8 protein-coding genes and 1 tRNA gene are annotated in these 13,215 nt (G+C 42.3%); all 9 read right to left on the bottom strand.

From position 1 onward, the window contains the following. Positions 1-61: 61 nt before the first annotated feature. The 9 genes from QZL64_RS02550 to gyrB all read right to left on the bottom strand — a co-directional run bounded on the left by QZL64_RS02550 (position 62) and on the right by gyrB (position 13,143). Positions 62-138, bottom strand: a tRNA-Arg gene (locus tag QZL64_RS02550). A 329-nt stretch (positions 139-467) separates the two neighbouring features. Further along, positions 468-785, bottom strand: a complete 318-nt coding sequence (locus QZL64_RS02545; protein ID WP_021840478.1) for a hypothetical protein — start codon at positions 783-785, stop codon at positions 468-470. 147 nt (positions 786-932) lie between these two features. Further along, a complete protein-coding gene (locus QZL64_RS02540) occupies positions 933-3,980 on the bottom strand; it encodes an efflux RND transporter permease subunit (protein ID WP_021840477.1) in 3,048 nt (1,015 codons plus the stop codon). Beyond that, on the bottom strand, positions 3,977-5,068 hold the full coding sequence (locus tag QZL64_RS02535) for an efflux RND transporter periplasmic adaptor subunit (RefSeq protein ID WP_021840476.1): 1,092 nt from the start codon (positions 5,066-5,068) through the stop codon (positions 3,977-3,979). The genes QZL64_RS02540 and QZL64_RS02535 overlap by 4 nt, the downstream gene beginning before the upstream one ends. Positions 5,069-5,230: 162 nt before the next feature. Beyond that, positions 5,231-5,782: a MarR family winged helix-turn-helix transcriptional regulator gene (locus tag QZL64_RS02530; protein ID WP_021840475.1), complete on the bottom strand. Its 552-nt coding sequence runs from the start codon at positions 5,780-5,782 to the stop codon at positions 5,231-5,233. A gap of 123 nt (positions 5,783-5,905) precedes the next feature. Continuing rightward, positions 5,906-7,264, bottom strand: coding sequence for a hemolysin family protein (locus QZL64_RS02525; protein WP_021840474.1), 1,359 nt, complete (start codon positions 7,262-7,264; stop codon positions 5,906-5,908). A 396-nt stretch (positions 7,265-7,660) separates the two neighbouring features. Next, a complete protein-coding gene (locus QZL64_RS02520; protein WP_021840473.1) occupies positions 7,661-9,412 on the bottom strand; it encodes a 1-deoxy-D-xylulose-5-phosphate synthase in 1,752 nt (583 codons plus the stop codon). A 361-nt stretch (positions 9,413-9,773) separates the two neighbouring features. Next, positions 9,774-11,225 carry an amino acid permease gene (locus QZL64_RS02515; protein ID WP_021840472.1) on the bottom strand — a complete coding sequence of 484 codons (1,452 nt, stop codon included), beginning with the start codon at positions 11,223-11,225 and terminating at the stop codon, positions 9,774-9,776. A gap of 16 nt (positions 11,226-11,241) precedes the next feature. After that, positions 11,242-13,143 (bottom strand): DNA topoisomerase (ATP-hydrolyzing) subunit B, encoded by a 1,902-nt coding sequence (gyrB, locus tag QZL64_RS02510; protein ID WP_021840471.1) that lies wholly within the window; start codon positions 13,141-13,143, stop codon positions 11,242-11,244. Positions 13,144-13,215: the final 72 nt, after the last annotated feature.

Genomic DNA, 13,215 nt, shown 5'->3' with positions numbered 1-13,215 from the left:
TCGTATCTTCAAACCGCATTCTTGTTTTTAGGAGTGTATTTCGTTACAGCCCCTTTTTATTTGGTGCGCCTAGGCGGAATCGAACCACCGACACGCAGTTTAGGAAACTGCTGCTCTATCCTACTGAGCTATAGACGCATGTATGTATTAAATTAAAACACTTTACAAACTATATTATAAACGGAATGTTCACATCTCGCAATATACCTATATTCTTAAGCACTTATCCACGAGTTATCCCCAGTTTATACACAGAGTTATACACTTTTTCGTTCACTTATGCACCAAATTTTTAGACTTACTCACAAGCTATACACAACATATCCACAGATTTATGTGTATAATCTGTGGATATGTTCGTCAGTATGTACTATTTTTAGTTTATAACCGGTGTATAACTTTTAATTTGTTCGCTCAAAAATGACATGTTCTGCCAATTTTTACTAACAATACAGGTCTTCCATTACTTATTCAGGGAACTTAAATTCGCCGTCGATTTCAACCGGGCGGCTCCAATCAACTTGAACGTCAGTGCGTTCCCACATAACGGTTAACGCTAATTTTAAATTTTCCAAAGATTCAGAAGGATCTAACGTAACTGTTTCATACACGTCGAGGCTTAACGCTTTTTCAATAGTTTGCGGTGTATGTAAATAATCCCAAACCTTTTTTTGCCAAGTTTCATCAGGCAATACTACTGTCATTTCCTTATTGTCTTTATTAAAGGCAATATATCCCTTTTCATCCACCCCATAATGAATGGCATAATATGCTACGTTACTCATCGTATTAGCTCCTTTTCACTGTTATTGGCAATGTCTACTTACTTATTTAATCATACATTACATCATCTACGCAATATGCTTTGATTAAATTTTATCGTATTAATTACAATATTACCAATAAATTTTCACTAATTTTGATAATTCCCTTTATTTTTCTTCCGCTTTAAAATAAACAGCATACATAACGGGCAGCACAATTAAAGTCAAAATCGTAGCCACAAAGAGACCACCGCTGAAAGCTATGGCCATCGGTGACCAAAAGGCACTTCGCATGAGCGGTACCATGCCTAAAATAGCAGCCAAAGCAGTGAGCATAATCGGTCGGAAACGCAAGATAGTGGAGCTTACAATGGCTTCATAGGTCGTTTGTCCTTCTTTGCGATGTAACTCAATCTGGTCAATTAAAATGATAGAGTTTCGGATAATCATACCGCTTAAGGAGATAACCCCCAAGACTACCATGAAGCCCATCGGCGTATTGGTTAAAAGCATAGTCAAAACAACCCCGATGAGTCCCAGCGGTGCCGTTAACATGGCCATAATCATGAGGGAGATTTTCTTGAGCTGGAACATGAGAATTACCATAATGAGACAAATCATAATCGGCATCGGCCCTTTTAAGTTATTAAGAGCAATGTTACTTTGTTCGGCGGATCCGTCAACCTCAATGGTATAGCCGGCCGGTAAGTCCGCTCTCATGGTATCCAGTTTTTCATTAATTTCATTAGCTAACGAATCGGCCATTACATTAGGCGGTACATTGCCATGGACTGTAATGGTCGGCGCCATGTTACGGTGCCATATGATACCGTCTTCATTGCCCAAAGAAATCGTCGCAATCTGACTCAACGGTACATAGGCGCCGGAACCGGTCTGAATCGGAATATTTTGCAAAACACTCATATTATGATCTTCATTACCGCTGAGTTTAAATTTCATCGGTATCGTCTGATTGCCTACATAATATTGTCCCACCGTAATACCGGATATTTTACTTTGTAAATCTGTCGCTACCGTATAACTATCAACGCCCATCAAACGCGCTTTAGACGGGTCGATATGCACTTCAATATTCAGTGTATTATCCGGCCAATCTTCGGCAATATCTGTAATTTCAGGATATTCTTTGAAAACAGCCTTCACATCGGTGGCAATTTCTTTAACTTTATCCATATCAGGACCGGATACACGGAACATAATCGGATATTTTGAAGGCGGACCGGTTTGAATGAAATCCATGTTGATTAAAGCCGATGGGAATTCGTCCTTCAATTTTTCATTTAATTCATTGTACAAACTGTTTCTGTCTTCCAAAGAATTAGCTACAATCACATACTGCATGTAGTTGTTACGCTGTACTTCCGGTTCCAAGGTGAGCACAAAACGGGGCGCTCCTTCACCGATATAAGAGGAATAATGCTCAATGCGCTTATCGCCACTGAGGAGATTATCCAATTGCTCCGCCTGTTCCTTCGTATACTGTAAGGAAGAACTTTGAGGAAACTGAATGGCTACCATGATTTCCGGTCTTGTAGAGGCCGGGAAAAATTCTACTTTAATAAGCGGCACGCTGACCAAAGAAATGAAGAATAACACTAAGGTAGTGATAAGGACCGTACGGCGATGACCGAGAGCCCAGTGGAGGAATTTTTCAAAACGAGCTAAAAAGGCTTTTTGTATCCGCATAGCTCTTGTTTCCTCATGACCCGGTTTGATACGAATTAATTTACTGCCCAATACAGGACTTACCAGCACCGAAGCAAACCATGATAACAAAAGTGCCATGGCGACAACAATAAATAAAGCATGGGTAAATTCGGCAACCGATCCTTCCGATAAAAAGATTGGCAAGAAGCCGCAGCAGGTAATCAAGGTACCGCTCAGCATCGGAAAGGCCGTCGATTTATAGGCAAAGGTAGCCGCATCATGCGTATTGAGCCCTTCTTCCATTTTGAGGGTCATCATTTCCACGACGATAATCGCATCATCCACCAATAGGCCTAAGGAGATGATTAAGGCACCGAGACTTACTTTATGCAGTTCGAGGCCATCCGCATACATCCCCACAAAGGTACTGGCCACAACGACCGGAATCGTAAGAGCTACCACAATCCCACTGCGTACACCAAGGGATATAAAGCTGACGATTAATACGATGACAATGGCTTCAAATAAAGAACGGGTAAATTCACTGATGGAATCATCCACCACTTTCGGTTGGTTGGATACCTGACTGACATCGAGTCCGGCCGGCAAGGCATCCTTATAGGACGCCATTTTAGCATCTAATGCCTTACCGAATTCAATATTATTGGCTCCCGGATCCATGGAAACGGCAATGCCTATGGCCGGTTTACCATTATAGTAGAACAGCGGACTTTGCGGTGATTCGTAGTCCATACGAACCGTGGCAATATCCCCTAAACGCAAGGTCTGTCCATTCACTTGGAGCGGCATTTCGCGAACGGAATCAACACTGTCAAAAAGACCGTTCACACGCAAATAGACATTATTCGTATCTGTATCAATCATACCGGCCGGCGCCATAGAGCTTTGCTGTTTTAAGGCATTCAAAATCGTCTGGGCACTTATCTGATAGGCCGACAATTTATCCTTATTCATTTCCACATAAAGAGTCTGTTCTTGCACACCTTTTAAATCTATACGTTTTACATTCGGTACACTGAGTAAAACGCGCTTAATATCTTCCGCATAAGCTCTTTTTTCTTCATAGGAATAGTCATCGCCGGTAAGAGCGTAAATTGTACCGTACACGTCGTCAAAACGATCATTAATAACAGGTCCCTGCACGCCGGATGGCAAGCTTGACCATTCATCATCAATCATGTGACGTACTTCCGTCCAAGCGGCCCGTACGTCGTCGCTTTTGACTGATTCTTTGAGGTTAATATAAATAACCGTTTTACCGCCATCCGTAAAACTCTTTGTATAATCAAGACCAGGTAAGTCGCGAATTTTTTCTTCCAGTTTATCCGTAACCTGTTCCGACATTTGCTGCGGTGACGCACCCGGCCAAGTGGCGGCTACAACCATGGTGCGAATCGTAAAATTCGGATCTTCCATACGACCGATTTTCATAAAGGAAAAACTGCCGATGGCAAAGAGCATGGCCATAAAGAAGTAAATGATAGACTTGTGTCTGAGGGCCCAATCAGCTAAGTTAAACTGCTTCATATGCGTACCTTAGCCCCTTCTTCCAATTTATCCGTACCGGCCGTTACAATGCGGTCACCGGCCTTCAAACCGGATACTACCATGACTTGATTATTACCTAAACTGCCTAAAGTAACATTTCGTAAATGCACCGTATTATCAGTGACTACATAGACTTGTCCCTGACTGTTTGGTGTCGGTTGACGCGTGCCTACTAAAGCCGTTAACGGAATCATTAATCCATTGCTATTTAATTGATTGAATACTACATTAGCAGTCATACCAAGCTGTAATTGAGCCGGCGGATTTGGTAAAGAAATTTTAACCGTATAGGTACGCGCCGTCGCATCCGGCACCGGAGAAATTTCACGTACTACACCGGCCGTTGTCACATTTGGTAAAGCCCAATAGGTTACGCTGGCCGGCGAACCAACGGCTACGGACGCCATCATTTGTTCCGGCAAGGCAATAACCGCTTCCGGTTCATTGCCGACCGCAATAGTACCTACAGTCTGACCGGCCGCTACGACCTGCCCCACTTCAATGGAGGCAGCCGTAATAATACCGTCAGCCGGTGCTGTTAATTGCGTGTAGTTTTGCTGATTGGCACTGGTCTGCACATTAGCCTGCGCCTGTGCCAATTGAGCGGCCGCTACTTTATAGGAGTTTTCCATCTGGTCTAATTGCAATTGACTGATTGCTTCTTCCGCATAGAGTTGGCGATAACGCTGTACATTGGTAGCTGCCAAATCATACTGTGACTGAGCCGCTGCCAAAGCACCCTCGGCATTTTGCAACTGACTGCTCGTATCGCCTTGGTCTAATATGGCCAGTACTTGACCGGCTCCGACGCGATCACCGATATTAAAATTCTTTTGAATGACACGTCCGCCGATTTGGAAGGACAACGCCGTTTCATTGCGGTTTTTAATGGTACCGGCCAAACTGTTTTCACCGGCTCCGCTCCCTTGCCCAACGACCTGCGTTTTAACCAACGGTGCTTTATCGCTCGTTTCGTCCGATGAGCCACACCCACTCACCAAGAGTAACAAACCTGTCAATAATGCTGTAATTATCGTGTATCGGCGCCAACTTCTCAGCCCGCTCATATGAATCTCCTCCTTATTTATTACCGGTAATATATATGTTAATTGTAAGAGTTATTCCCAATACTGTCAATTATTTTCAATATACTATGTACCTTATACTATCCGCCTTTAATTGGTGTTACAGTAATGCCAATAAGGTTTTATTTCCATATACTATGACTGTCAATAGGCCGATTTTGGCTTCATACCGGTTAGCGTATTCAATTCTTCATCAGATATAGCAATCGGTCCATTCATTAAAAGTTTAAGTGTTTCCAAGGTGTCCTTAATTTTTTCAGCCGGCACATTACTGAGAACCGATTTAAAATAAGCTTCTTCACGCTTATGCAAATCATTATGCACCAATGCCACAGCCGTTCCCAGTTCCGTATTACGCAATAATACAGCTTTTAAATCTTCTTTGTTGTGAAAACGAATGAGCAAATTGTTGGCCGCCAAACGTTTTACATACCGTGATAACAGCCCCTGTGAAAAGGGCATAGCCTTCAAAATTTCCTGATAGGTCCCCGTTTTATCCGGTTTAGCTTCCAAATAACTTAAGATTTGCATCTCCGAATGATTAAACTTTTTATTCATCAGCTTGTTTGCCGATTCACAAGGCACTGTATCAATATACGTTTCAATAGCCTCTTTTAGAAGACGTTTACGAACTTCCTGCACATATACAGCAAACAATGAAGCCGTAGTCACTAATTCTTTGTACGTATTTTCCATTGGTATTTACAACTCCGTATTTTTGTAGTTTTATACAGATGTTTAACACATCTCATAATAATCGTCTTTTAACTAAAAAAATCCTCATAGCTTTGGTCTTCGCCTACACTATGAGGATAGTTCTTATTCGTCGGCAGCTACTGTTTCCTCAATCGGCTCATGAACCACCATGATTTTATCGATGCGGACATTATCCATATCGACAATTTCAAAGGTATATGTTTCCCACACGTAGCGGTCCAGCTCTTTAGGAATGCGACCGAATAAATATGTCAAAAAGCCGCCCACCGTTTTATATAAATCTTTTTCTTCACCCGGTAATTCTTTGTTAATACCGAAATATTCTTTAAATTCATCAATGCTGAGTAGGCCGTCAACAAGCCAAGTTGTTTCCGTGCGCTGAATAATACGATTTTCTTCTTCTTTCAGCTCATCTTCGCTGGCCGGCATCAAACCAACCAATTTCTCCATGATGTCATGAAGTGTTACAAGCCCGCTGAAACCGCCGTATTCGTCGAGTACTACGGTTTCATGAATACCTTCCGAACGGAAAACTTCAAGAAGCTTCATAAGACTGATGGATTCCGGTACCATAACCGGCTGCTTGGTGCATTCTGCCACCAATTGTTTTAACGTCTTTTCCCCGCCTGCTTTCATATGCTCGGCGAACACATCAGCCACAATAACGAGACCTTCCAATTCATCCAAGGAATCGCGCCCTACGGGCAAACGATAATGTGTGGAGTTGCAAAGACGTTCTTTGATTTCTTCCTCCGGACTATTCAAATCAAGCCACTTAAGCTGTGTACGCGGTGTCATAACATCACCGGCATTTAAATCGGCCAAGCGGAATACATTATCTACAAGAATCGGTTCTTCTTTTTCAAAAGCCCCCAACTCAACACCTTGGGTTAACATTTTGTTGATTTCAAGTTCTGTAACCGGCGCTTCTTCTTTCTCTTTAACACCCAAGAGTTTTAATAAAAAGCTGGTGGATGAACTAAGCAAGGCTACCAGCGGCTTTGCTATAACCGAGAACGAATGCATCGGTACGGCCATAATAATGGCAATTCGTTCCGGTGCGTTCAACGCGATACGCTTCGGTACCAATTCACCCACAACGAGGGATAAATAGGTCGTCAACGATACGATAACAATAGGGCTTACCGAATCGGCATAAGGTGCCAAAACAGGTATATGTTCTTTAATGGCTTCTGCCATCGGCGTCGATAATGCGGCGCCGGAATACAAACCGGTTACGATACCGATTAAGGTAATCCCGATTTGAATAGTAGAAAACATCTGATTCGGATCTTCCGATAATTGAATCGCCCGCTGTGCCCCGGTACTGCCTTTTTCGGCACTATCTTCCAATAAACCCTTACGGGCATTGACTATGGCTAATTCTGTCATGGAGAAAATACCATTTGCTATAATGAGCAAGAAAATTATGAGTATCTCCAGACCCACGTCACCATCCACTAATGAATCACTCTCCTCTTACTTACAGTGGATACTATCTGTCAGACTAACTTCAGCCTGTACTTACCGTATAGTATATCAAAAATTGAATATTTTCGCTATATTGAGTCTTACTGCCTCTATTTGTAAAAGATTAACTGTCGGTATATTGCCTAAGTTAAAGCATAGAGTATTATAATACTCACGGCATAATGCAAAAACACCCTGTCGCTGCGTATTGCGACAGGGTGTTTTCATAGAATATATCGAAGGGCTAAGCCTATTTTGCTTGGCATTTATGCCTAAAATGCCAAGCATCTATCAGATAAACGTTTTAACTTTAATAAAACGGGAACCCGAGAACTGATTGTACAGCTTCAATTAATAATACTACAATTAACTCTAAATTAACCTGAATTATTTATTTAGAATCGCTTTTACGTCTTTAACGATTAATTCAGGGGACAAGTGGTAACGAGCTACCAATTCATCCATAGGAACACGGTCGTTTACTTCTTTTTTCATACCGATGTTCAATACTTTCATATCAGCTAACCCGTAGAAACGGGACACTTTTTCACCAAAACCGCCGTCCAATACGCCGTCTTCCAAAGTAACTACGAGGCTGTGGTCCGCTTTTAAGCTTTCCAAAGTGTCAGCATCCACTTCAGAGGATAAACGAGGATTTACAACGGTTGCATCAATACCTAATTCGGCTTTTAACGCATCTTTAGTGCGTAATGCCAAATCATAGAAAGCACCTAAGCCCAAGAGTGCTACCGTATTACCTTTAACTGTTACCTGATTGCTCAAATCACCGTTAAATGCTTTACCGGCATCATAGGTCTGAACTTTACCGCCCGGTACGCGAATCATTACTGGGAAATCAGTTTGTTCCAAGGACCAGTCAAGCATGGCCAATAATTCTTCTTTTGTAGCCGGCGACAATACACGAAGGTTTGGAATGGTGCTCATCATCGCCAAATCAAAAGCACTGGAGTGCGTTGCATCCATTGGCGAAATACCACCGCCCAACGGGAAGGATAAAATAGTAACGGCATTGTTATTCAAAGCCATATCCTGAGTCAATTGGTCATAGGTACGTTGTAAGAAGGTAGCCGCATCAAGGATTACCGGTTTACCGCCGTTTTTAGCAATACCGGCCGCCATAGCCACCATATGTTCTTCCGCAATACCTACATCAATGAATTGTTTGCCCGCTTCGGCACGACGTTGTGGGTTAAAACCGGCAATGCCCGGTACACCGGCCGTTAAACCAACTACGGTAGGATCTTGTTTCATTTTTTCAAGTAAATGGGTCGCAATAATGTCATCGAAATGTTCTTCTTTCATGTACGCATCCACATCAAAATGTTTGCCCATAATGTAGTGATATGATTCTTTATCTGCTTCTGCTTCCGGTAACCCTTTACCTTTAACAGTTACCATATGAATTACGATTGGATGATCGAGGTCTTTAACCACTTTGAATGTTTCAATCAAGGATTCCAAATCATGACCGTCTTCTACGAATACATAGTCAAGCCCCATAGTTTTGAAGAAGTTGTTTTCCGCTTTGCCTTTGCTGTCGCGCAAGGTTTTGAAGTGTGCGTAGAAACCGCCTTCGTTCGGAGCGATGGACATATCGTTATCGTTAAACAATACGATGAAGTTGCTGCCCAATGTAGCACTTACATTAAGGCCTTCCAAGGCTTCGCCGCCGGACATGGAGCCGTCACCGATGATGGCGATTACATTGCCGTCTTCCCCTTTAAGATCACGTGCTTTAGCCAAACCTGACGCAAGACTTACGGACGTGGAGGTATGACCTACGGTAAAGAAATCATGGTCACTTTCATTCGGATTGGTATAGCCGGAGTATTTGCTGTAAGACGCAGGGTCGGTAAAACCTTCTTTACGACCGGTCAACATTTTATGAATGTAGGACTGATGGGATACGTCAAATACAAATTTATCTTTTGGCGAATCAAACACATAGTGAAGAGCCAAGGTTGCTTCCACAAACCCAAGGTTCGGAGCCATATGGCCACCGGTTTCAGTAACACGAGTAATCAATACTTCGCGAATTTCCTGAGCCAATGTTTTTAATTCTTCAATACTCATACCTTTAATATCCTTAGGACTGTTTACTTTGTTTAATAAGTTCATACTATCTTCCTTTCTAAACACCATATATATAATCCGTATATCATACATTGTTATCCAACTTAGGATTTGCAAAACTATTATGAATACGACTTACTAACGATTTGTTTTAAACAAAAAAAGTTCTGTAATCTTCACTGTGACTCACATTTCGTAGTCATCAGCGGTGATTACAGAACTCATTATAGAACTTGAAGTCGACTTCAAGTCAAGCATTAAATTTAAATTTTTCTATTTAATTTTAAAATTTCGTTCAACGAATGATGCATATATCCCTTAGAAACCGCTCTAATATCAGTTTTTATGACCATATCGATGGTTTTAAAATTTTTTAGAAATATCAAGAAATTAAGAACTTTGCGGATTATTTTTCGTAATCTCGATCCAAATTAACTTCTTTTAACGGAATAACATGAGTTTTATATTTGCTCTTATACGCCGCATATACCAACAAGAATACCGGAATACCGATATAGGCTACGCTGGCACCGTACCAGTCAATCGTTTCACCGGTGAACGCTGTATAGTTCTGACCGGCAATGATGATAAGACATAAAACGGTAGCAAAAATAGGACCGAATGGATAGAACAAGGCTTTAAACGGAATGGCATCCAAGCTTTTACCCTGTGCATGGAATGCACGACGGAAGCGATAATGAGCAATGGCAATCCCGAGCCATGCAATAAAACCACTCATACCACTGATATTGATTAACCAGTTGTACGCAGTACCTTCACCGATTAAGGAAGTTAAGAATGCAAATACACCGAAAGCTGCCGTTGCTAATAAAGCAGGTACCGGTACACCACGGGAATTCAATTTAGTAAATACCTTAGGTGCATCCCCTTCTTTAGCCATGGCATATAGCATGCGGGTAGATGCATAAAGACCGGAGTTACCGGCAGACAATACGGCCGTTAAAATAATAGCATTGATGAAGCTGGCCGCAAAGGCAAAACCGAAACGATCGAGTACCAAGGTAAATGGGCTGATAGCGACATTTTCAACACTGGAATTCAATAAATTCGGATCATCGTAAGGAATCAAGAAACCGATGACTACGAAAGCACCGATATAGAATAATAAAATACGCCAAAAAATGGAGTGAATTGCTTTAGGAATATTTTTTTCCGGATCTTCCGATTCACCGGCAGCTACCCCGATTAATTCCGTACCTTGGAAGGAAAAGCCCGCTACCATGAAGATGTCCATAATAGATGCAAAACCGCCTACAAACGGTGCTTCACCGCGTGTCCAGTTTTCAAAGCCCGGCGATGTACCGCCAATGCCCAAGATAAGCATGGTACCTACAAATAAGAATACGAAAACAGTAATAACCTTCATACTGGAGAAGAAATATTCACTTTCCCCGAAGGAACGGGTCGATAAATAGTTCATCAAGAATAAAGCCGCCAAGAACAAGGCCGACCATACGATGGCCGGAATGTCCGGGAACCAGTATTTCATGATTAAAGCACCGGCAACAAGTTCCGCCGCCAAGGTAATCGCCCAGTTAAACCAGTAATTCCACCCTAAAGCAAAGCCGAAAGCCGGATCTACATAACGGGATGCATACGTACCGAACGAACCCGGTACCGGTAAATAGGTAGCCATTTCACCTAAACTGGTCATCAAGAAATAAACCATAATACCGATAAAACCATAGGCTACCAAAGCGCCGCCCGGGCCGGCGGTGCTAACTACTTCACCGCCTGCTACGAAGAGGCCCGTACCAATGGAGCCGCCCAAGGCAATCATATTCATGTGGCGCGATTTCAGACTTCTTTTTAATTTAGTATTCGCTGCATCACTCATACACTATCCTCCCACCCTACAAGTCTAAATTACGAACTAATTTAGCATTATCTTCAATAAATTTGCGACGCGGTTCTACTTTATCCCCCATGAGTACACTAAAAATCTTATCGGCCTCAATGGAATCTTCCAAACTTACCTGCAAAATAGTACGATTTTCCGGATTCATGGTTGTTTCCCAAAGCTGTTCCGGATTCATTTCACCTAAACCTTTGTAACGCTGAATCGTAATATTGTCACGACCGATCTCATCTAGCTTAGCGGCCATTTCAGCATCACTGTATACATACCAATGACCTTTGCCTTTTTTGATTTGATACAATGGCGGCTGCGCAATATATACACGTCCTTCTTCGATGAGCGGTTTCATATAACGATAGAAGAAGGTCAATAAAAGCGTACGAATATGGGCGCCGTCAACGTCCGCATCGGTCATGATAATAATTTTGTGATAACGACTCTTATCGAGATCAAAATCCTCCCCAATACCGGTCCCGAAGGCCGTAATCATGGAGCGAATTTCATTATTAGCTAGAATTTTATCTAAACGAGCTTTTTCTACGTTCAAAATCTTACCGCGCAACGGCAAAATTGCCTGGTAACGACGGTCACGGCCCTGTTTGGCACTACCGCCCGCAGAATCACCTTCGACGAGATAAATTTCGGTCATAAGCGGATCTTTTTCAGAGCAATCTGCCAATTTCCCCGGTAAAGAACTTACTTCAAGCGCATTTTTACGACGAGTCAATTCGCGAGCTTTACGAGCCGCTTCACGAGCACGGGTAGCGCTGGTTGCTTTTTCAATAATACGTTTAGCTTCTGCCGGATGTTCTTCAAGAAAAGTTTTAAGACCTTCCGACACAACCGTATCGGTAATGCCTTTAACTTCACTGTTACCCAGTTTTGCTTTCGTCTGACCTTCAAACTGAGGATCTAACACTTTTACACTGATAACGGCAGCCAAACCTTCGCGCACGTCTTCGCCGGATAAATTGCTTTCATTGTCCTTAATAAGACCGGATTTACGACCGTAATCATTTAAAGTACGCGTCAAAGCACTGCGGAAACCGCTTAAATGGGTACCACCGTCAATAGTGTTAATATTATTTACAAAAGAAAATAAGGTTTCGCTATAGCTGTCATTGTATTGGAAAGCTACATCTACGACTACATCGTCACGAGTATTTTCCACATCGATAACAGTAGGGTTAACCAAGTTTTTCCCTTCGTTTAAAAATTCAACAAAGGATGTAATACCGCCTTCATACATGAAGCTTTCTACTAAATTTTCTTCCGGACGTTTATCCGTAAGGGTAATACGGAGGCCTTTGTTCAAGAAAGCCAATTCCTGTAAACGAGTACGTAATACGCCGAAATCAAATACGATAGTTTCAAAAATTTCCGCATCCGGTTTAAACGTAACGGTTGTACCGGTGTCTTTAGCTTCACCGATTACTTTTAACGGTGTTTGCAAATGACCGCGTGCAAAGGTAATTTCCTGTTCCTTGCCGTCCTGACGAACTTTAACAATCGTCCATTCACTCAATGCATTAACTACAGAAATACCTACGCCATGGAGGCCGCCGGATACTTTGTAACCGCCGCCGCCGAATTTACCGCCGGCATGCAATTTGGTTAAAACCAATTCAACCGCCGGAACGCCTGTTTCATGCATACCTGTCGGAATACCGCGGCCGTCATCGGTAACGGTAACGCTGTTATCTTCATTAATGCTGACTTCAATATGAGTACAATAGCCGGCTAAGGCTTCGTCCACACTGTTATCAACAACTTCATATACTAAATGGTGCAACCCTTTAGATGATGTACTCCCTATGTACATCCCCGGGCGGCGTCGTACCGCTTCCAGGCCTTCTAAGACCTGTATATTATCGGCACTATAATTCTGTTCTGCCATTCCATATCCTCCCTAATTTCAGTAATAAACCATATCTATGGGGATTTAGCTTTATAAAACAATTATCCTTAA

Origin of the sequence: Veillonella sp. CAG:933 (genome assembly GCF_000431435.1) — a bacterium.
Classification (GTDB): domain Bacteria; phylum Bacillota; class Negativicutes; order Veillonellales; family Veillonellaceae; genus Veillonella_A.
Note: the sequence above shows the minus strand (reverse complement) of the source record. Positions and strands in the feature narration are given on the sequence as shown.